The organism is Methylobacterium sp. CM6257, assembly GCF_054611515.1.
On sequence record NZ_CM137735.1, the window covers coordinates 2231305 to 2250700 of the forward strand.

Below are 19396 nucleotides of genomic sequence, written 5' to 3' on the forward strand. Positions count from 1 at the left end.
CCACCGCAACGCCCAGAGCGAGCCCGAGACGGCCGATCAGATCGCCCGCAGCCGGACAGGCACCGCTGAACCGGAGCAGGACATGGCCGGCACGGCCCGAGACAGCGCCCCGGCAGCCATGATGGCGCAATCACAGAAATCCACTCCCTTCTAGTGCGCCATCTTCCATGCAAGCTTGCATGCCGAGTTATCACCGATCGAGGCTCGGTCAACGCGCTCTGCCAAGCGCAGGGACGGTGACAGGCTTTCCGGAATAAGGGAGCGTGCAGATGATGCGGGGCAGCTCCAGGCAGGGTCGCGCGGGCAGGCCGCGTCAGAGGAGGGCGAGAAGCGCACGTCGCTCGTCAACGACGCTTACGCGGCGATGCGGGCCGCGATCCGCGACGCAAACTTCGCCCCCGGCTATCAGGCCGCACCCGCGCGCGCGGATTCGGGAACGGAGCGTTTGGGAGTGACGCGCGCGCCGCGGAGCAGCTCGTCGAGCCCAGGAATAGATCATGGATCTGCGCCGGAAGCTACAACAGGTTATCAGCATCTCGCGACACAGCCCGCATCCGCTTCCGATGGTGATCGATCTGCTTCGGCTCAAACGCCGAGACTATGTGGCGGATTGCAAGGGCTTGGAATTCGCACTCCGCGCACATCGGCACGAGTGGTATGCCGTGTTCGAGAACGTCATTCAGGAAGACTATCTCCGGCATGGCATCGTGATCAGGCCCGGAGACACCGTCCTCGACATCGGAGCTGGCTTCGGGTCGTTCGCCGTGATGGCGGCGAGGAAGGCCGGCTCTGACGGTCTTGTCGTCGCCTACGAACCGGACCCCGCCGCCTGCACCCGCATCGCGCGAAATGCAGAGCGCAACAGGCTGCGCAACGTTCGCGTGATCAACGCTGCCGTCGGCGGCGCCGACGGCGAGGTCGACCTCTTCCTGCAGGAGCGCTCGCACCTCAACACGCTGTTCCAACGGGTGGATCATCGGCCCGTCGCGACGACCGCCAAGATCCGCGTGCGCGCGGTCTCCATCGCTTCGGCTCTCGCGGCGATCGGCCGGCCGGTCGATCTGCTGAAGATCCATTGCGAGGGGTCGGAGTACGAGATCGTCGACGGGATCGAGGCAGCCCCGGCCAGGATCGGCCAGATCGCGATGGAGGTTCATCAGATCGACGGACGCAGCGCGCAGGACATCGTCGATACGCTCACCGCGCTCGGCTTTCGCACGATCCACCAACATCCGATGATCTTCGCCCGCCGCCTGGCACCCTGACCCGCGGCCGGACGGCCGACGCCTTCGACAGGATCATCGACCATTACGGCTGGCGCCGCCGGTTCGCGTGGCGCGGCGGCTATCGCCGGGGCGGCTTCCGGCACGCGGGCTGGCACCTTCGCGGGTGAGCCCAGCCCGGGTCCGGCCGTTACGGCAAGAGGAAGCCGGATACCGCGTAGGTGAGGGCCGCGACGAGGGCGGCGGCGGGCATCGTGATCACCCAGGCGACCACGATCCCCTGGGCCACGTTCCAGCGCACCGCCGAGACCCGGCGGGCCGCGCCGACGCCCACGATCGCCCCGGTGATCGTGTGGGTGGTCGAGACCGGAATGCCGAAGGCCGTCGCGGCGAAGAGGGTCGCGGCGCCGCCGGTCTCGGCACAGAACCCCTGTATGGGCGACAGGCGCGTGATCTTCGAGCCCATCGTGTGCACGATGCGCCAGCCGCCAAACAGGGTCCCGAGCGCCATGGCGGTCTGGCAGGACAGCACCACCCAGAGCGGCACGTGGAACGCCCCGGTCTCGCCATGGGCGTAGAGCAGCGCCGCGATGATGCCCATGGTCTTCTGCGCGTCGTTGCCGCCGTGCCCGAGGGAGTAGAGCGAGGCCGAGACGAACTGCAGGCTCCGGAACAGCCTGTCGACGGCAGTCGGAGTAGAGCGGACGAAGAGCCACGACACCGCGAGCATGAGCAGCAGCCCGAGGACGAAGCCCAGCGCCGGCGAGAGCACGATGGCGGCGCTCGTGGCGATGACGCCATGCCAGACGATCACCCCCGTCCCGGCCTTGGCGATTCCTGCACCGAGCAGGCCGCCGATGAGGGCATGCGAGCTCGATGACGGGATGCCGGCATACCAAGTGAGCAGGTTCCAGGTGATGGCGCCGCCAAGCGCGCCCAGGATCACCCGGTCGTCCACCGCCGTGACGTCGATAATGCCGGACCCGACCGTGCCGGCGACGTGCAGGCCGAAGACTAGGAAAGCCACGAAGTTGAAGAACGCCGCCCAGAACACGGCGTAGCGGGGTGCTAGCACCCGGGTCGACACGATGGTCGCGATGGAGTTGGCGGCGTCGTGCAGGCCGTTCAGGAAATCGAAGACCAGCGCGAGGACGATGAGGATGACGAGGAGCGTCATGCGTTCAGCTCGTCGGCTCAGACGTGCTCGACGACGATACTGCTGATCTGGTTCGCCACGTCCTCGAACCGGTCCATGACTTTCTCCAGATGATCGTAGAGTTCGGACCCGACCAGGAAGGCCATGGGGTCCTGACGCGATGCCTTGAACAGCGCCTTCAATCCCGCATTGTGCAGATCGTCAGCGCGGCCTTCGAGTTCGATCACGCGCTCGGTCAGGCTGTTCAGGGCGGCGGCATTCTCGCCGAGCGCCCGCAGCTTCGGAAGCGCCTCCGCGGTCACGCGCGCCGCCTCCTGGATGATCGCGCCCATCTCGCGCATCTCAGGCTGGAAGACCGTCACCTCGAAGAGCTGGACGGCCTTGGCCGTCTTGAGCATCTGGTCGATGGCGTCGTCGAGCGAGCCGACCAGAGCCTGGATGTCGCCGCGGTCGAAGGGCGTGATGAAGGTTCTGCGCACCGCGAGGAGCGCGTCGCGGGTGATGGCATCGGCCTCGTTCTCGTGCGCCGCGATGGCGGAGCACGCGGTGGGGACGTCCTGCGTGCCGTCAAGGAGCGTGCGGAGCGCCGCCGCACCGTCGACCAGCGTCGCGGCATGACGCTCGAAGAGGTCGAAGAACCGATCCTCCTTCGGCATCAGGGCCCGGAACCAAGCCAGCATGTCGTGTCCCGCTCCAGAGAAGAGTTGTGCCGGCAAAGCATTGCGGCGCCTGGCAGGCACAACGGACGAACGGGCCGACCTGATCCAGCCGCGGCGGCGCATTTTGGCCGCGCGTCGCCGTGAAGGGGGCAGGAAGGAGGTGGGACCCGCCGCTCCTGGAGCCGGAACTTTCTGGAGGTGTTCCTCGAAACAGCGGTCTTTGGGAAGCGCTGCCTCTGCGCGGCACGGCGGAGGCAGTGTTCGAGGCGGACCGGGCCTCACCGGCCGAAACTGCTAACGGCCCGGCGGCGAGCGGGGTGCCGGTCCGCGGGACTTGGAAGGATCGTCCCTTGCGGTCCCCGGCTTAGCGGGGGCGACCGGCGGCGGCGTGGAGCCAGCCGAAATCGACCGGATAGCCGAGACCATGAAGCATCTTGACGCGCTTCCACGAGGCCGACCGCGCCGAGGCCTCGTCCTGTCCGCCTTCAATCTCCGCCGCTTCCATCTCCTGGAGTTCGCGGGTCAGCGCCTCGCGGAGACCGGCTGCCCGCATGTTGCCGAGCGCCGCCGTGAACGCCTGCTCGGTGACTCTGACCTGATCGCAAATCTGACGCACGCTCATCAGTTCCGGGTCCTCTCGTACGGCATAACAACCGCCGTTTTGCAGTCGGTCCGACCCTACCCGCGAGGGACGCACCCGGAGATGTACGTCTTTGGTGCGACGGTGCCGTTCGCCCGGCGGCGTAGATCCTGCGGTTCACCGCAGAGGGAGCGATCCGATGCGTCGCGCGATGCGCGGGGCTCGACGCCAGCGCCGCTTGCGTCCGAAGATCCGGCGTGGATCGGGAAGGTAGCGATCCGCGTCATCCCGCCGATCGATGCGCGGCTGCAGGGTGGCTCCGATTGCAACCAGCGCCGCAGACCCGATCAGCGCGACGAGCGACGCCCCCCAGAACAGATTCTCGAACATCGGGCACCCCCTGACCAGGGACCACCAACTTCAGAATCCAATACTGCCGGAGATTACGGCCAAAGCTAGACCGTTTCAGCCCTTATGCCCAATGTTTGGTATCGCGTGGATTTCAACTGTGAATGGCCGACCTCAAGCGCCAGCCGTCCGCGTGCCGGCCCGGGCGATTGCCCGGCGCTCAGAGGCCGACCTCGTCACCGACACCACATGTTGAAGACCCGCGATCCAACGGCGGTCGGACTGCTCGGCATCGAGCATGTCCGGGAAGGCGTGTCGTGTGCCCCGATGCCCGGACCAAACAGCCGGCGACGCTGCCGAGCCGATGCAGGCCGCATCGGAGTGGGATTGCGAGGCACATCACGAACGACGAGGGACGTCTTTGCGCCGGATCAAGGCGTCCGGCGCGGCGCGCGCGAAAGGTCGCCTGCACCTGTGCGGAGCCCTACCGATGCGTGCCTATCTCGTCACCTTCTACAAGATCGTCTGCGACGACGCCGGTCACGATCACAGGGTTCCACAAGGGAAGATCCTGATCCGCGCCTACTCTGACGTCTCCGCCGAGTGGCAGGCCAAGGCGCTGCTGTGCGAGCGCGCGTGCGTCATCGATTGGCGCCTGCGCGCCGACAGTTGCGAGGTCGCCGTCGTGGCGGATGTGGCCGCGTGACGCGACCGCCGAAGCCGGCGGGCTCGGAGGCGTGATTTACGAACCGTTCATCCTCCGGGTGTCCCATCCGCGGGCCCGGAAGCGAGGATGCGGACGCGATGTCGAGCGAGACGAACAAGCCGGCCGAGCCACCCGTCCTGGAACTGTGGCGCATCCTCGCGCTCGCGCTGATCGTGGCGGCCGGGATGCTGTTCGTCCACCTGATCGCCCCGAGCGAGGCCGACGCCGGCGCCGGCCCGATCGAGGCGACCGTGCGCGCCCGCTGAGCGGGTTGCCACGCATGCGTCCGCGGAGGCTCTGAAGCCGAACCCCTACTGCATCGGTAGCGGGATCGCCTCGACGGCGATCTCGCCGACCCCGCGGGCCGCCAGGGCGGTGCGCAGGGGCTCGGTCAGGCAGGTCCCGGCCGTGAAGGCGCCGAGCACGGCCCCGTTCCGGTCCGCATCGCGCGGGACGGGACCGATCAGCTGCACGACGCGCCGAGCGATCGCGGGAGCCGGATCGATCCAGGTGACCGGCCAGGGGGCGAGAGCCTCCAGGCGCGGCAGCAGGAGGGGATAATGGGTGCAAGCCAGGCAGACCACGTCAGTGCGCCGGCCATCCGGTTCGATCACGAAGCAGGGGGCGACCTCGGCCGCGAGCGCGGAATCGTCCACGGGGGTGCCGGCGAGTTCGGCCTCGGCAAAGGAAGCGAGGTTCTGAGAGCCGACCAGGGTCACCGCGCAGGCTCTGGCATAGGTCGCGATCAGATCGCGCGTGTAGGAACGGGCCACCGTGCCGGGCGTGGCCAGCAAGGAGACGAGCCGTGAGCGCGTGGCCTCCGCGGCCGGTTTGATCGGCGGCACGACACCGACGAACGGCGTGGTGAAGCGCTGGCGCAGCGCCGGCAGGACCAGGGTCGAGGCGGTGTTGCAGGCGATGACCACGAGGTCGGGGCGGTGCGTCGCGACGCACCTCTCCATGACGGCGAGCACGCGGGCGACGAGGGTCGCCTCGCCGAGTCGGCCATACGGGAAGGCGGCGTCGTCGCCGACATAGACGTAGCGGGCATCCGGCCGGGCGCGCCGGACCGCGTCGAGGACGGTGAGGCCGCCGAGCCCAGAATCGAAAACCAGGATGGTCGGTTCGGGCGAGACGCGCAGCGCGGCGGCGGACAGGCTGGCCCCGGCCATCAGATCGATCCGCATGGGAACCCCGGACTCCTCATGAGCATCCCGAATCTCTGCGTCGAGGGTTAAGGCGATCTCACTGCGGCGAGAGAAAGACCCGCGATCCCCAACCGTTCCCGTTAACCGCCACGCCTCCCGCGCGAAGGAGCCGGCGCAGCCGTCGGTCCGGACAATCTCCGGCGGAGGTTGTCGGACCACGGCCGGGACATATCTTCTGCGCGCTGGCCCTGGACTGAGGAAACCGTTCCGGGGCACGCCCGAAAAAGGGATAATCGTCATGGCAGCGACGGCCGCACTGCGTCCGGACGAAGGACGAGATCGGGGAGCGCCGGCCTTCCCGCCGCCCCCTGTGACGGCCCGGCCGATCGACCGGGCAGCCTGGATCGCCGCCTACCGCCATGTGCGGAGCGAGACGGAGCGCCGTGCCGCGCAGCTCTCCCCCGAGGACCAGCAGGTCCAGTCCATGGCCGACGCCAGCCCGACCAAGTGGCACCGGGCGCATGTGACGTGGTTCTTCGAGCAGTTCATGCTCCGCGAGCACCTGCCGGGCTACGCCATCTACGACGAGCGGCTGCACTACCTGTTCAACTCGTACTACGTGGCGGCCGGCCCGCGTCAGCCGCGCATCCAGCGGGGCCTGATCACCCGGCCGACCATGGCGGAGGTCACGGCCTACCGGGCGCATGTGGACCGGGCAGTGGAGACCCTGCTGGGCCAGGCTTCCGAAAGTGCGCTGGGAGCCGTGCTGCCGATCCTCGAGATCGGGCTCTACCACGAGCAGCAGCACCAGGAACTTCTCCTCACCGACATCCTGCACGCCTTCGCGCAGAACCCGCTCAGCCCCGCCTACGACCCGGCTTGGCGCTTCCCGAGCGCCACCGCGCAGGCCGGCCAGGCCCGCCTGGACCGGGGCATCGCGTGGATCGGCCATGCGGGGGAGGGGTTCTCGTTCGACAACGAGTCGCCGCGTCACGAGACGCTGATCCCGGCCGGGCGGATCGACAAGGCCCTGGTGACGAACCGGCAGTGGCTCGCCTTCATGGAGGATGGCGGCTACGCCAAGCCCGAGCTGTGGCTCTCGGACGGCTGGTATGCCGGACCGGCCGAGGGCTGGGAGGCGCCGGGCTACTGGCGCCGGGACCGTGACGGCTGGGCCACGATGACCCTCGGCGGCCAGCGCCCGGTGGATCTCGACGCACCCGTCACCCACATCAGCTACTACGAGGCCGACGCCTACGCCCGCTGGACGGGCCGCTTCCTGCCGACCGAGTTCGAGTGGGAGGTTGCGGCCCGGGACGGCGGATTGCCGGACGCGTTCGGTCTCGTCTGGCAATGGACCCGCAGCGCCTACGTGCCCTATCCGGGCTATCGTCCGCTCCCGGGGGCGCTCGGCGAGTACAACGGCAAGTTCATGGCCAATCAGTTCGTGCTGCGCGGCTCGTCGGTCGCCACACCCGAAGGCCATGCCCGGCTGCCGTACCGCAACTTCTTCTATCCGCACCAGCGCTGGCAGTTCACGGGCCTGCGCCTCGCCGACACCGCCTGACGCGCCCCGGAGTCCGCCTTGACCATCAAGCCTACCTTCCCCGACGCGACTCCGGTCGCGCTGGAAACGGCCGCGCTGGCCTTCCTCGACGATGTCCGAGAGGGGCTATCGAAACCCCAGAAGGCGCTCTCGCCGAAATACTTCTACGACGCCGCCGGATCCGACCTGTTCGAGGCGATCACGCGGCTTCCGGAATACTACCCGACCCGTACGGAGATCGGCATCCTCGACCGGAGCGGGCCGGGGATCGCGGCCCTGCTGCCGGCGAAAGCCGCCCTGGTGGAGTTCGGCAGCGGCTCGACGGCGAAGCTCCGCCGCCTGCTCCGACACCTGGATACGCTCGCCGCCTACGTGCCGGTGGACGTCTCCGGCGCGTTCCTGCGCGCGCAGGCGGAGGCCCTGAAGGCGGACCTGCCGCAGCTTCGGGTCGAGCCGGTCGTGGCCGACTTCACGCGCGATTTCGACCTCCCCGACAGCCTCGACGGCCTGCCTCGGGCGGGGTTCTTCCCGGGCTCGACCATCGGCAATTTCGAGCCCGCCGAGGCCGAGGATCTGCTGCGCCGCTTCGGGCGGATCCTGGGGGAGGGCGCCCATATGATCGTGGGCGTCGACCTCGTGAAGGACACCGCGACCCTGGAGCAGGCCTACGACGATTCCGCCGGCGTCACGGCGGCGTTCAACCTCAATCTCCTCACCCGGATCAACCGGGAGCTCGCCGGCCGCTTCGACCTGGACGCCTTCACCCACCGGGCCGTGTTCAACAGGCAGGCGTCGCGCATCGAGATGCACCTCGTCGCCCGGGATGCGCACGCCGTGCGGGTAGGTTCCGACACGTTCGCCTTTGCGGAAGGCGAGACGATCCACACTGAAAGCAGCTACAAGTACACAGTCGAGACCTTCCGGGCGCTCGCGGAACGCGCCGGCTGGACATGGCTGAAGGTCTGGACCGATCCGGAGGGGCTGTTCTCGGTCCACGCCCTCCGGCTGGATTAGACGGTCGCCGAGCGGCCGGCTCACGCGAGAGGGTGAAGGACGCGTCCATGCGTTTCAGCCCACCCTGGTTCTACCTCGTGGCGCCCGCTCTGGGAGCCCTGGCCGGCCTGCTCTACGGGACGATCTTCGAGGTCGGCCCGCTGACGGGTTCGGCGATCCGCGGCGCGATCATCGGCACGCCGATCCTGCTCTATGAGCGCCGACTCCTGGTCCCGGACCTGCGCGAGCGGATCCGGCAGCTCGCCACGCCGCTGTTTCTGCTCGCCACCGTGGCGCTCTACATCGTGACGATCGTCGTGAGTAACGCGATCGCCAGCACCGTGCTGAACCGCCTGTTCCGGTTCATGTACAGCGAGCGCAACGCAATGCTGATGTCCGATACGGGCCTGCTCTACGCGCTCGGCATCTCGGCCCTCGCGGTCTTCGTCTTCCGGGTCCGCGACCTGATCGGTCCGGGCGTCTTCGCCAACCTGCTGATCGGCCGATACCATCGCCCGATCAGCGAGGAGCGGATCTTCCTGTTCCTCGACGTGACCGGCTCGACGCGCTTCGCCGACCGGCACGGCGACCGGGAGGCACAGGCCTACCTCGGGCAGATCTTCAACGCGTTGGCCCTGCCGGTCTCGCGCGCGCGGGGATCGATCGACGACTATATCGGCGATTTGGCGCTGGTGACCTGGACGATGGAGCGAGGCCTCCGCGATGCCGCCTGCCTTCGCTGCGTCTTCGATTTCGCCGCGCGGCTCACCGAAGACGCCGAGGCTTGGCGGAGGCGCTTCGGGCAGGTGCCGGAGTTTCGAGCCGCACTGCATTGCGGCCCCGTGGTTACCGCCGAGATCGGGCTGGAGCGGCACAAGATCGCGTATTTCGGCGATGCCGTGAACACGACTGCACGGCTGGAGGCGCTGTCGAAGACTCTCGGCGTCCAGGTTCTGGTGTCGGCCGATCTCCTCCGGCGGCTCGGCCCCTTGCCGGAGGATCTCGTGATGGAGGATCTCGGCGCCCACAGCCTGCGGGGGCGCGAGGAGCCCCTGGCGGTGGCCTCGATCCGGCGCCGTGCAGCCGTCAGGGCGCCGACGCTGACCGTTCCGAGCGGCGCGGTCCCCGGGTAAGCGCGTGTCGCTGCGACCCGAACCCCGCTCGGCGCAGGGCGGGCCAATCAGGCGCCGAGCGCCTTCAGCACATCGCGGGCGGCGCGCGCGCCGTCGAGCGTCGCCCCGCCGACCGTCATCGCCCCGCCGCCTGCCAGCGCCTCGCCGGCGAAGAACACCCGGCCGCCCACCGGCTCGCGCAGACGGTCGCGGGCCGCGGCATGCCCCGGCCCCACGATGGAATAGGATCCGAGGGCGTGCGGATCCGTCCACCAGCCCGCGAGCCGCCCTGCCAGCACGGCGCCCCGAGCCTTCGTACCCAGGATCGCGGCGAGGCGCTCGGTCGCGAGAGCGACGGCCGCCGCCTCACCGGCACGGCACAGGTCCCGCGCGAGGTCGCCGCCGAGATTGGCCACGGCCAGGGAACGGCCGAACGGTCCCATCTCGAAGTAGAGCGTCGGACCGCCGGTCGCGACCGACACCGCGTCGCCAAGGGCGACCAGATCGACCTTCGCGGGATCCAGGCGGAGGCCGATCTTCGTGTAGGCGCCCATCCGCAGCCCATCGAGGGCGGTCCGGGTCGCATCGGGCAGCCCCGGCGCGAACGTCACCGCCCCGGATTTCAGGACCCCGACCGGCACCGTGACGATGACGGCCGCCGCCGACAGCGTGCCGCGGGCCGTCTCGACGCGGACATCCCGGCCGGACCAGTCGATCGCGCGCACCGGGCAGCCGAGGCTGACCGGCAGGTCGGAGAAATGCCGCGCGACCAAATCGCCGTAGCCGTCGACCCAGAGGTCAGTGCCGGACCACAGCCGATCGTAGTCGACAGCCGAAATCCGCTCGGGATCCTCGCCCAGGGAGAGCCGGCTCAGGCCCGCCGCCGCCTGCTCGGCATTCGGTCCGCCGGCCCGGGCCGCCTCGGCCAGGGAGGTGTCACCGCCCTTCGGAGCCAGGAGTGCGTCGAGCCCCGAGAAACCGGCGCGCCGGCTGGCTCTCTCGGCCTCCGTAGCAGGGCGGCCGTCGATCGTGAGTGTGCGCGCCCAGCCATCCTCGCGGGCAAAGCGAGCACCTGCCGCCCGGGCAATCGGCGCCCAGGGATTGTGCTCAGCCCAGTGGATGTACTCGGCGCCGGCATCGAACGGACAATCCGGACCGAGGGCCCTGTCGGTGAAGGCGCGTCCGCCGATCCGGTCCCGCGCCTCGACCAGGGTGAAGCCCTGTCCAGCCGCCCGCAAGGCGGCCGCGGCCGCCAGTCCGGCCGATCCGGCGCCGACGATCACAACGGTTCCGCCACAGGCGCCCACGCGGAACGCCGGCGCTGCCAGGAGGGCCGAGGCGAGGATCGAACGTCGGGTCGGTTTCATGGCGCACCCGCTCGGAACCGTCCGTGACCCGCCATCCCGGCGCGCCGGACCGCGCAGAGCGCTAGCCGCGCGCGCCCTGGCTGCTCGAGCGCTTCTCCATCATGGTCTTGACCTGCATCAGCTGGTCCCAGACCTGTCCCGGCGAGGTGCCGAAGAAGTCGAAGCCGGCGTTGATGCCCCAGTAGATGCCGAAGCAGATGAACGGCACGAGCACCCAGGCGAGCACCTCCTCGCCGCGGCGGCGCCGCTGGCGACGCCGGCGCCGCTCCTCGCGCCGGGTGAGTTTCTTGGGGGGCGCCGGCTGCGCGACGGGGGACAGAGGTCCCTCGTGCAGGTTGTCAGTCATCGGGCGCCTCCTCGCCGCGGCGCATGCGCGTCGCGGCGGTCATAGACCGGCGGCCCCCGAGTCCGGAAGGCCGCCGGCCGGCATGCACACCATTAGGCGCGCACGAGTGGCACCTTCGGCACGGTCCGGACGCCGCCGCCCGAGCTGCCACCGCCACCCTTGTTGTCCTTCGGCGCCTTCTTCCGCGAAGCGGTGCGGGGCTTGGCACGTTTGTGGCGCTTGGCGGCGTTGGTCACGTCCTTCTCAGGCTTGGGCGTGACCGGGCCGGCCGGAAAGTCGAAGCCCAGGCTGTCCTTGGCACCGGTCTTGGCCTCGCCGTCCTCGGGCTTGCGCACGACCACGCGGACCGCGCCGCCGTCCTTCAGCTTCCCAAACAGCACCTCGTCGGCGAGCGGCGTCTTGATCGTCGACTGGATGAGCCGCGCCATCGGGCGGGCGCCCATCGCGTCGTCGTAGCCGTGCTCCACCAGCCAGTCGCGGGCCTCGTCCGACAGCTCGATCGTGACGTTGCGGTCAGCGAGCTGCGCCTCGAGCTGGAGGACGAACTTGTCCACCACCTTCGCCACCACGTCCTTCGGCAGGTGGCCGAAGGAGATGATCGCGTCGAGGCGGTTGCGGAATTCCGGCGCGAACAGCCGGTTGATCGCCTCGACGTCGTCGCCGGAACGCTTGGTCTGGGTGAAGCCGTAGGCCGCCTTCGCCAGATCCGAGGCACCCGCATTCGACGTCATGATGATGATGACGTTGCGGAAATCGACCTGCTTGCCGTTGTGGTCGGTCAGCTTCCCATGGTCCATGACCTGCAGCAGGATGTTGAACAGGTCCGGATGCGCCTTCTCGATCTCGTCGAGCAGGAGCACGCAGTGCGGGTGCTGGTCGATCCCGTCGGTGAGGAGGCCGCCCTGATCGAAGCCCACATAGCCGGGGGGCGCGCCGATCAGGCGGCTCACCGTGTGGCGCTCCATGTATTCCGACATGTCGAAGCGCAGCATCTCGACGCCCAGCGAAGCGGCGAGCTGCTTGGCGGCCTCGGTCTTGCCGACGCCGGTCGGACCCGCGAACAGGTAAGAGCCGATCGGCTTGTCCGGGTCGCGCAGGCCGGCACGCGCCAGCTTGATCGCCGAGGTCAAGGCCTCGATCGCGCTCGGCTGGCCGTAGACCACCCGCTTCAGGTTCTCGGTGAGGTGCTGCAGCACCACCGCGTCGTCCTTCGAGACGGTCTTCGGCGGGATGCGGGCCATCGTGGCGATGGTCGCCTCGATCTCCTTGATGCCGATCGTGCGCTTGCGGCGCGCCTCCGGCACCAGCATCTGCGAGGCGCCGGTCTCGTCGATCACGTCGATCGCCTTGTCGGGCAGCTTGCGGTCGTTGATGTAGCGGGCCGACAGCTCCACCGCGGCCTTCACGGCCTCGGTCGTGTACTTGAGCTTGTGGAACTCCTCGAAGTACGGGCGCAGGCCCTTCACGATCTCGATCGTGTCGGGGATCGACGGCTCGTTGACATCGATCTTCTGGAACCGACGCACCAGGGCACGGTCCTTCTCGAAATACTGGCGGTACTCCTTGTAGGTGGTCGAGCCGATGCAGCGCAGCGTCCCGGAGGCGAGCGCGGGCTTGAGCAGGTTCGACGCGTCCATGGCCCCGCCCGAGGTGGCGCCTGCACCGATCACGGTGTGGATCTCGTCGATGAACATGATCGCGTTCGGGTGCGCCTCGATCTCCTTCATCACCTGCTTGAGGCGCTCCTCGAAGTCGCCCCGGTAGCGGGTGCCGGCGAGCAGCGTGCCCATGTCGAGGGAGAAGACCGTGGCATCGGCCAGAACCTCCGGCACCTCGTGCTGGATGATCTTGCGCGCCAGACCTTCCGCGATGGCGGTCTTGCCGACGCCGGGATCGCCCACGAGCAGAGGGTTGTTCTTCTGCCGGCGGCAGAGGACCTGGATCGTCCGCTGGACCTCACTCTCGCGGCCGATCAGCGGGTCGATCTTGCCCTCGCGGGCCTTCTTGTTGAGGTTGACGCAGTAGGCGTCCAGCGCGTCGCCCTTCTTCTTGGCGCCGCGGGGATCGCCCTCGTCGCTCGGCCGCTCGGAGGCGCCCTCCTCGTCGGCCCCGCGCACGGGCTTCGACTCGGAGGCGCCGGGGCGCTTGGCGATGCCGTGGCTGATGTAGTTCACCGCGTCGTAGCGGGTCATGTCCTGCTCTTGCAGGAAATAGGCGGCGTGGCTCTCGCGCTCGGCGAAGATCGCCACGAGCACGTTGGCACCCGTCACCTCTTCGCGACCGGAGGACTGGACGTGGATCACGGCGCGCTGGATCACGCGCTGGAACCCGGCCGTGGGCTTGGCGTCCTGCCGCCCGTCGCCGGTGAGGTTGGAGAGCTCGGTGTCGACGTAGTCGATCAGGCTGCGCTTAAGCGTGTCGATCTCGACATTGCAGGCGCGCATGACCGCGGCCGCGTCTTGGTCGTCCACGAGGGCGAGCAGGAGATGCTCCAGCGTCGCGTATTCGTGCCGACGTTCCCCGGCGAGCGCCAGGGCGCGGTGGAGAGCTTGTTCTAGGCTGCGTGAGAAGCTTGGCAAAGCTGGCCTCTGTCTGGGTGCCTACCGCGAGCGGCGCCTATTTCTTTTCCATAACGCACTGGAGAGGATGTTGGTGTTTGCGTGCGAAGTCCATGACCTGCGTCACCTTGGTCTCCGCCACCTCGTAGGTGAAGACCCCACACTCGCCGACCCCGTTCTGATGCACGTGCATCATGATGTGGTAGGCGTCCTCGTGGCTCTTGTTGAAGAAGCGCTCGACCACCAGCACGACGAATTCCATCGGCGTATAGTCGTCATTCAGAAGGAGTACCCGGTAGAGGCTCGGCCGCTTGGTCCGGGGCTTCGTGCGGGTGATGATCGCGGTGTTGGAGCGGTCGTCGCCTCCCGGCGCGCGCGAACCGGATGCCGTGATCGCGGGGCGCGTCGGCCAGTGATCCTTCGTCGAATTCGCGGTGCCCTGTGGGGGGACCTGTGTCATGTGCGTCGAACCGATCCTCGATTGGAGCGGGCGTCGCCGGCCCCGACTGCCGATTCTGTCTTGGCCCCGCCAGGGGCGGCGCTCGGCTCCAGATCCGTTAATCTACAGGCGGTGAGCCGACTTCGCCAGACGCCTGTGCGCACTTGTCCGCCCCGCAGAGCTTGTGCCGGGCGCACGGCCGCCGCCCCGCTAATGCGTCCGGGCGGAACTGGTTGCCGCCGGCGGCCGCAGGAGATCGCCCGCGAGGGTCATGATCAGGTCACCGACCACCGCCGATCCTACCGTGAAGCGCTCGCCGGCCCGCTGCAGATAGGCCGCCTGGACCGCCAGGATCTCGGCCGGGCTGCGGGCCTCGGCGAGCTTCCGCGCCGTGTCGGCGATGTCGTCCAGACCTTGCTTGGCGTAGTCGAACCACTCAATCCCGACGGTCTGCGCCGTCCGGCTCGCGACGCCGAACCGGCGCAGAGCCGTGCCGAACCCGGCCGAACCCGGCAGTAGGGTAAGGGCGAGGACCTGCTGCATGGCCGTTCTCCAGATCGCTGCCGGTCGTGCCGGCCACGCGCGAGCGACCCGAACGGCGCTATCGGACGTTCACGAACTTTGTGCGGTGCGTCAGCCAGCGTCAAGCCACGGGTGGTAAGGCCGGATAAGCAATGGCCGGCGCGACACGATCCGGCATTCGCGTCGGTCGCATTAACGGGCCTGTAACTGCGCTTGCCTAACTCTCCGATGATGCAGCGGGGCCACGCGATCACAGCGGGCCACGCAACGGACACGACCGGCGAGCGCCGGTTTCGCGAGGCAATCAGGCGTGATGCGTAGCGTAGTAGGCCGCTCCCGGACGATTCCAGCGCTGCCGGCCGCGATCCTGGCCGCCGCGGTTCTCACGGCCCTGGCCTCACCGGCCGAGGCGCGACGCGGGCGCCACCATCACCACGCACGGGCGACCGGCGGCTACAACCCGCCCTACGCCGCGATGGTCGTGGACGTGAAGAGCGGCAAGACCCTCCATGCGGTCAACGAGGACGCCCTGCGCCACCCGGCCTCGATCACCAAGGTGATGACGCTCTACATGCTCTTCGAGCAGATGGAGCGCGGCAAGTTCGCCCTCGATTCCGAGCTGACCATCTCGGCCCACGCCGCCGCCCAGGCCCCCTCGAAGCTCGGCCTGCGCCCGGGCCAGACCATTTCGGTGGAGGACGCCATCAAGGCGATCGTGACGAAGTCGGCCAACGACGTCGCCTGCGCCATCGGCGAGAACATTGCCGGTTCCGAGGAGCGCTTCGCTCAGATGATGACCGCGAAGGCCCACGCCCTCGGCATGAGCCGGACGCATTACGCCAACGCCTCGGGCCTGCCGGATCCCGAACAGCTCACCACCGCCCGCGACCTCACCATTCTGGCCCGGGCGATCCAGGACCGGTTCCCGCACTATTACCGCTATTTCCAGACCCGGTCCTTCGCGTTCCGCGGCCGGGTGATCGGCAATCACAACCACCTGCTCGGCAACGTTCAGGGCGTGGACGGCATCAAGACCGGCTATACGCGCGATTCCGGCTTCAACCTGATGACCGCGGCGAAGTCCGACGGCCACCAGATCGTCGCGATCGTGCTGGGGGGCAAGTCCGGCGCGAGCCGCGACCGGATCATGGCCGACCTCGTCCGCGCCAGCCTGCCGCGGGCCTACGCCGGCGCGCGCGTCGCACCCCCGGTCACCGAGGTCGCCGAGCGCGCCCGCCCGGCGGTGGTCGCCGACGCGGTCTCGCGGACGCGCACGCAGGTCGCCTCCGCGGACGACGAGGACGTCGAGACGACGGGCACCACCGGCGAGCCCCTCGATCTTGCCCCGTCCAAGACCACGACCCCGGGCGGCACCTGGAAGCCCGGCCCGCAGGGGATCCCGAAGGCCGCACAGGCCTATGCCGGCGCCAGCAGCGCCCAGCCGCCCTTCCCGGGCGCCACCAAGTCGTCGGCCCGGGTGGCCTCGGTCGAGCGCGACGAACCCCCGAAGGCGATCACCGGCACCCGCGTCGTTCCCACGGCCTGGGTCATCCAGCTCGGCGCCATGGACGACGAGGCGAAGGCCCGCTCCATGCTCTCGGAAGCCCGCGCCAAGGTCGGCGGCAGCCTCTCGAAGGCCGCGCCCTACACGGTGAAGGTCGAGCATGGTGGCACCACGCTGTTCCGCGCCCGCTTCTCGGGCTTCGCCGAGCAGGATTCCGCGCAGGAGGCCTGCACGGCCCTGAAGCGCAGCGGCTTCAGCTGCTTCGCGACCCGGAGCTGAGGCGCCCGGAACCTGCCGTCGCGCTCGCGCGCGCCGGCACGGCAAGGCCGCGGCCGCGTTCGGCCCGCAGCCGCGAAACGGTAACTCTCTGACAACGCGCGTGGAGTTTAGCGATGTCGGTTCAGAAGCCTGTCCCGGGCCGCGTTGATGCGCGCCGCCCGCTCGGCGCTGCCCCCCTGGTCGGGGTGGGCGCGCTTCATCAGAGACCGGTGGGCCGACCGGATCTCCTCAGCGGTCGCCCCGCGCTGAAGCCCCAGGACCTGGTACGCCTCCTCCTGCGTCATCGCCCCTGGGTTCGGCGGGCGGCGCGGCCGCGGGTCACGATCGCGCTCAGCGTCTACACGCCAGCCGGGCGCCCGGCGGTCGAGATACGGCTCTAGCAGGGCGGCGCCGACGGCGTCGCTGACGCGACAGAGCCGAAGGAACTCGACCACTGTTTCAACGGGCATGTCGTCGAGCCATTCGCCGGCGCACGGTCCAGTGATCACCCGGCCCGTGCGCAGGCTCCCGTCCGCGCGCAGATCCGCCTCGATGAGATTCGTCCGATACCGGCGCCCCACATCGGAGCGCGGCTTGATGAGGCCACGCAGGCGCGCGGTCATCGCCGCCTGCCCCTCGATCATCCAGACGCCACTGAGGCCGAGGAGAGCCGCCAGGACGAAATTTCCGCGGAGCATCAGGAATCCGGCCGCCAGCAGCGCGACGGCGCCGAGCGACCGCGTCTGAGACACGCCGAACATAGCGTCCGAGGCCCGGCCGAACGCGCGCCGCAGCCGTCGGCCGAAACCGTCGCGGTTCTTCGACAGCCACCACAGGGTCAGGCAAACGAGCAGGCCGGCAAACAGTGCCATCGCTCAGTGCCGCACGCCGTACTCGGCCGAAGCGCGGCCACCGATCCGCAGCGTCGTGCCGTTGCCGAGATCGTAGACCCCATCCTGGCGCGGCCTCGGGCCGCGGGCGGGGACCTCACAACCAGGCTGCGGCGGCAGGCGGACACCCTCGGGCAGGTCCTCCGGGCAGAGCCGCGAGCGCGCAGGCCGCTCGGCAGCCTGCCCGGCGCCGGCGGCGAGGGGGACGAGGAGGGCGAGGCAGGCCAGCGCCTTCATTGGCGATTCTCCGCGACATCCGCCGTGGTGATCCGGACCTGTCGGATCCGGCCGTCGCGCACGATCTTCAGGGCCACGGAGGCGCCCAGGCCGGCCTCCTCGATGGCCGCGGTGAGATCCGCGAGGCGGTGGACCGGATGGCCATCGGCCTCGACGATCACGTCGCCGAGATCGCCGGTCTGCGGATCGACGCCGCGCAGGCCGGCCTGGGCCGCGGGCGTTCCGGGCAGGACCCGCACGATCACCACGCCGTCGATGCCGAGCCGCGCCGTGGCGGCCTCCTGGGCGGCGATGATGCCGATTCCAGGGTTGCGCACCCGGCCCGCCTTGATCAGCTCCGGCACGATCCGGTTCACCACGTCGACGGGGATCGCGAAACCGATCCCGGCACTGGCCCCGGAAGGCGAGACGATGGCGGTGTTCACCCCGATCAGCCGCCCGGCGGAATCGAGCAGCGGGCCGCCGGAATTGCCGGGATTGATCGCCGCATCCGTCTGGATCACGCCGGACAATTCGCGCCCCTCGCTGGTCGGCATCCGGCGGCGGACGGCGCTGATCACGCCGGTCGTCAGCGTGTGGTCGAGGCCGAACGGGTTGCCGATGGCGAAGGTCGACTGCCCGACCTTGAGATCCGCCGAGGTGCCGATCGCGAGCGGCGGCGGCATGTGCGTGACCCGCCCGAGCCGAAGGACCGCCAGATCGTAGGAGGGCGCCAGTCCGACGAGGCTCGCAGGCACCACCTCGCCGTCGCTCAGCCGGACCGACACGGACCCGCCGCTCCGCGCGGCGTTCTGGACGACATGCGTGTTGGTGACGATGTGGCCGGCGCCGTCCCAGACGAAGCCGGTCCCGGTCTCCGTGCCGCCCTGCTCGCTGCCCTCCGCGTCGAGGTCGAGCAGGTCGCGGTTCTGCGCTGCGCTCTGCGCGAAGACGTGGACCACGGACGGGCTCGCCTGCTCGAACAGGGTGATGGTGGTCTTCTCCGACTGCGCGAGATCGCCGCGGGCCGTCACCGCCCGGGGCGTGTCGGCCGAGTAGAGCAGCGGCTGCAGGTAGGGCTGGGCGACGTAGAGCGCCATCAGGACCAGAACCGCGGCGAGGAGGATGCGCACGGTACGATCCGGCACGGGTGTCTCCGATAGAAGGCGCTTGGCGGGCGCGGGTCTTAAGTGCGCGTTCAGGATCGGGGCGTCAACACGAAGAAGCGCCGACGCGGGCGTGCGCCAGACGTGTTCTGGCGCACGCCCGCGAACGGCACAGACTGGCTAACGGGATGGTCATCATTCGAGAGCCACAATTCTCGCAAGTCTACGGCGGATCAGGCGCGCTCAATACGGACATGGAAGACCGGAGCCTGCATCTTCTCGTGCCTCGGCACGGGATGCTGGTTTCGAAAACCGCCCGAATTGATCGCAAAACTGCCGCAGAGATGCTTGCTTTGACGCTCAGACCATCGATCCCCGCCGCACCTCGGCTCAGCCCGCCGGCGGCGATCTGAACGGTCCAAAACGGTTCGGAAGGACGAGTACCCATGGAAACCGAAGCTCTGGAACGGCCCGCGGATCTGACGATCTGGCGCACGGCCCCGGCGAGCACCCCGCTCGCGCAGCCCGAGCGCTTTCAGACCCTGCGCGAGGCGATCGCGGCCGCCGCCGGCGCCCTGGCCGACCCGGCCAAGCAGCCCTGGATCATCACCGAAGAGGGCGAGATCCTCTCGCCGAACTGGATCCGCACCTACCTGAACTGACGACGCCCTGAACCGAAGAGCGGGGATATCGGGGATGGCGGCGAAAGCCCCACCCCG

20 protein-coding genes are annotated in these 19396 nt (G+C 69.1%); 8 read left to right on the top strand and 12 right to left on the bottom strand.

Annotated elements, in window-relative coordinates; translation table 11 throughout:
• The first annotated feature begins 497 nt into the window (after positions 1-497).
• On the top strand, positions 498-1265 hold the full coding sequence (locus ACYCO6_RS11035) for an FkbM family methyltransferase (RefSeq protein ID WP_459771811.1): 768 nt from the start codon (positions 498-500) through the stop codon (positions 1263-1265).
• A 148-nt stretch (positions 1266-1413) separates the two neighbouring features.
• Here the strand turns inward: ACYCO6_RS11035 and ACYCO6_RS11040 are convergent, their stop codons facing one another.
• The 3 genes from ACYCO6_RS11040 to ACYCO6_RS11050 form a co-directional block, all read right to left on the bottom strand.
• Positions 1414-2400, bottom strand: a complete 987-nt coding sequence (locus tag ACYCO6_RS11040) for an inorganic phosphate transporter (protein ID WP_459771812.1) — start codon at positions 2398-2400, stop codon at positions 1414-1416.
• A gap of 17 nt (positions 2401-2417) precedes the next feature.
• The gene (locus ACYCO6_RS11045; protein ID WP_459771813.1) at positions 2418-3059 is read right to left on the bottom strand and encodes a DUF47 domain-containing protein; all 642 of its coding nucleotides are present in this window, start codon (positions 3057-3059) and stop codon (positions 2418-2420) included.
• A 343-nt stretch (positions 3060-3402) separates the two neighbouring features.
• On the bottom strand, positions 3403-3660 hold the full coding sequence (locus ACYCO6_RS11050; RefSeq protein ID WP_459771814.1) for a hypothetical protein: 258 nt from the start codon (positions 3658-3660) through the stop codon (positions 3403-3405).
• A 727-nt stretch (positions 3661-4387) separates the two neighbouring features.
• Here ACYCO6_RS11050 and ACYCO6_RS11055 point away from each other — a divergent pair.
• Complete coding sequence (locus tag ACYCO6_RS11055; protein WP_459771815.1) at positions 4388-4672, top strand: hypothetical protein; 285 nt, start codon at positions 4388-4390, stop codon at positions 4670-4672.
• Between the two features lie 98 nt (positions 4673-4770).
• A complete protein-coding gene (locus ACYCO6_RS11060; RefSeq protein ID WP_459771816.1) occupies positions 4771-4938 on the top strand; it encodes a hypothetical protein in 168 nt (55 codons plus the stop codon).
• A 45-nt stretch (positions 4939-4983) separates the two neighbouring features.
• On the opposite strand, the gene murI is transcribed toward ACYCO6_RS11060, so the two are convergent.
• Entirely contained in the window at positions 4984-5859 is an 876-nt protein-coding gene (murI, locus tag ACYCO6_RS11065; protein WP_459771817.1) for a glutamate racemase, read from the bottom strand.
• Positions 5860-6118: 259 nt separating this feature from the next.
• Here murI and egtB point away from each other — a divergent pair, with 259 nt between their 5' ends.
• From egtB to ACYCO6_RS11080, 3 genes are read left to right on the top strand one after another with little or no spacing between them, the layout of a single operon-like run.
• Positions 6119-7387 carry an ergothioneine biosynthesis protein EgtB gene (gene egtB, locus ACYCO6_RS11070; RefSeq protein WP_459771818.1) on the top strand — a complete coding sequence of 423 codons (1269 nt, stop codon included), beginning with the start codon at positions 6119-6121 and terminating at the stop codon, positions 7385-7387.
• 18 nt (positions 7388-7405) lie between these two features.
• Positions 7406-8380, top strand: coding sequence for an L-histidine N(alpha)-methyltransferase (gene egtD / locus ACYCO6_RS11075; RefSeq protein ID WP_459771819.1), 975 nt, complete (start codon positions 7406-7408; stop codon positions 8378-8380).
• 47 nt (positions 8381-8427) lie between these two features.
• Complete coding sequence (locus tag ACYCO6_RS11080) at positions 8428-9492, top strand: adenylate/guanylate cyclase domain-containing protein (RefSeq protein WP_459771820.1); 1065 nt, start codon at positions 8428-8430, stop codon at positions 9490-9492.
• A 47-nt stretch (positions 9493-9539) separates the two neighbouring features.
• Here the strand turns inward: ACYCO6_RS11080 and ACYCO6_RS11085 are convergent, their stop codons facing one another.
• From ACYCO6_RS11085 to ACYCO6_RS11105, 5 genes are all read right to left on the bottom strand, one after another.
• Positions 9540-10838, bottom strand: a complete 1299-nt coding sequence (locus ACYCO6_RS11085; RefSeq protein ID WP_459771821.1) for a flavin monoamine oxidase family protein — start codon at positions 10836-10838, stop codon at positions 9540-9542.
• A gap of 61 nt (positions 10839-10899) precedes the next feature.
• Entirely contained in the window at positions 10900-11184 is a 285-nt protein-coding gene (locus ACYCO6_RS11090; protein ID WP_459771822.1) for a hypothetical protein, read from the bottom strand.
• A gap of 92 nt (positions 11185-11276) precedes the next feature.
• Positions 11277-13763 carry an ATP-dependent Clp protease ATP-binding subunit ClpA gene (gene clpA, locus ACYCO6_RS11095; protein WP_459771823.1) on the bottom strand — a complete coding sequence of 829 codons (2487 nt, stop codon included), beginning with the start codon at positions 13761-13763 and terminating at the stop codon, positions 11277-11279.
• Between the two features lie 37 nt (positions 13764-13800).
• Positions 13801-14202: an ATP-dependent Clp protease adapter ClpS gene (gene clpS / locus ACYCO6_RS11100; RefSeq protein ID WP_459771824.1), complete on the bottom strand. Its 402-nt coding sequence runs from the start codon at positions 14200-14202 to the stop codon at positions 13801-13803.
• 189 nt (positions 14203-14391) lie between these two features.
• Positions 14392-14724: a phasin family protein gene (locus ACYCO6_RS11105; protein ID WP_459771825.1), complete on the bottom strand. Its 333-nt coding sequence runs from the start codon at positions 14722-14724 to the stop codon at positions 14392-14394.
• A 292-nt stretch (positions 14725-15016) separates the two neighbouring features.
• Here ACYCO6_RS11105 and ACYCO6_RS11110 point away from each other — a divergent pair, with 292 nt between their 5' ends.
• A complete protein-coding gene (locus ACYCO6_RS11110) occupies positions 15017-16486 on the top strand; it encodes a serine hydrolase (protein WP_459771826.1) in 1470 nt (489 codons plus the stop codon).
• Between the two features lie 107 nt (positions 16487-16593).
• Here ACYCO6_RS11110 and ACYCO6_RS11115 read toward each other — a convergent pair whose 3' ends face one another.
• From ACYCO6_RS11115 to ACYCO6_RS11125, 3 genes are read right to left on the bottom strand one after another with little or no spacing between them, the layout of a single operon-like run.
• A complete protein-coding gene (locus tag ACYCO6_RS11115; RefSeq protein ID WP_459771827.1) occupies positions 16594-17337 on the bottom strand; it encodes a J domain-containing protein in 744 nt (247 codons plus the stop codon).
• A 3-nt stretch (positions 17338-17340) separates the two neighbouring features.
• Entirely contained in the window at positions 17341-17592 is a 252-nt protein-coding gene (locus ACYCO6_RS11120; RefSeq protein ID WP_459771828.1) for a hypothetical protein, read from the bottom strand.
• Positions 17589-18719, bottom strand: a complete 1131-nt coding sequence (locus tag ACYCO6_RS11125) for a S1C family serine protease (protein WP_459771829.1) — start codon at positions 18717-18719, stop codon at positions 17589-17591. The genes ACYCO6_RS11120 and ACYCO6_RS11125 overlap by 4 nt, the downstream gene beginning before the upstream one ends.
• 404 nt (positions 18720-19123) lie before the next feature.
• Here ACYCO6_RS11125 and ACYCO6_RS11130 point away from each other — a divergent pair, with 404 nt between their 5' ends.
• Positions 19124-19339 carry a hypothetical protein gene (locus tag ACYCO6_RS11130; protein WP_459771830.1) on the top strand — a complete coding sequence of 72 codons (216 nt, stop codon included), beginning with the start codon at positions 19124-19126 and terminating at the stop codon, positions 19337-19339.
• The last annotated feature ends 57 nt before the right edge of the window (positions 19340-19396 follow it).

Bases quoted from the DNA above. Each gene is read 5' to 3' on its own strand.
- ACYCO6_RS11120 (WP_459771828.1), bottom strand. From the start codon at position 17,592: ATGAAGGCGCTGGCCTGCCTCGCCCTCCTCGTCCCCCTCGCCGCCGGC.
- ACYCO6_RS11110 (WP_459771826.1), top strand. From the start codon at position 15,017: ATGCGTAGCGTAGTAGGCCGCTCCCGGACGATTCCAGCGCTGCCGGCC.
- murI (WP_459771817.1), bottom strand. From the start codon at position 5,859: ATGCGGATCGATCTGATGGCCGGGGCCAGCCTGTCCGCCGCCGCGCTG.
- ACYCO6_RS11090 (WP_459771822.1), bottom strand. From the start codon at position 11,184: ATGACTGACAACCTGCACGAGGGACCTCTGTCCCCCGTCGCGCAGCCG.
- ACYCO6_RS11115 (WP_459771827.1), bottom strand. From the start codon at position 17,337: ATGGCACTGTTTGCCGGCCTGCTCGTTTGCCTGACCCTGTGGTGGCTG.
- ACYCO6_RS11105 (WP_459771825.1), bottom strand. From the start codon at position 14,724: ATGCAGCAGGTCCTCGCCCTTACCCTACTGCCGGGTTCGGCCGGGTTC.
- ACYCO6_RS11040 (WP_459771812.1), bottom strand. From the start codon at position 2,400: ATGACGCTCCTCGTCATCCTCATCGTCCTCGCGCTGGTCTTCGATTTC.
- ACYCO6_RS11035 (WP_459771811.1), top strand. From the start codon at position 498: ATGGATCTGCGCCGGAAGCTACAACAGGTTATCAGCATCTCGCGACAC.
- ACYCO6_RS11060 (WP_459771816.1), top strand. From the start codon at position 4,771: ATGTCGAGCGAGACGAACAAGCCGGCCGAGCCACCCGTCCTGGAACTG.
- clpS (WP_459771824.1), bottom strand. From the start codon at position 14,202: ATGACACAGGTCCCCCCACAGGGCACCGCGAATTCGACGAAGGATCAC.
- ACYCO6_RS11045 (WP_459771813.1), bottom strand. From the start codon at position 3,059: ATGCTGGCTTGGTTCCGGGCCCTGATGCCGAAGGAGGATCGGTTCTTC.
- ACYCO6_RS11080 (WP_459771820.1), top strand. From the start codon at position 8,428: ATGCGTTTCAGCCCACCCTGGTTCTACCTCGTGGCGCCCGCTCTGGGA.
- ACYCO6_RS11050 (WP_459771814.1), bottom strand. From the start codon at position 3,660: ATGAGCGTGCGTCAGATTTGCGATCAGGTCAGAGTCACCGAGCAGGCG.
- egtB (WP_459771818.1), top strand. From the start codon at position 6,119: ATGGCAGCGACGGCCGCACTGCGTCCGGACGAAGGACGAGATCGGGGA.
- ACYCO6_RS11130 (WP_459771830.1), top strand. From the start codon at position 19,124: ATGGAAACCGAAGCTCTGGAACGGCCCGCGGATCTGACGATCTGGCGC.
- ACYCO6_RS11085 (WP_459771821.1), bottom strand. From the start codon at position 10,838: ATGAAACCGACCCGACGTTCGATCCTCGCCTCGGCCCTCCTGGCAGCG.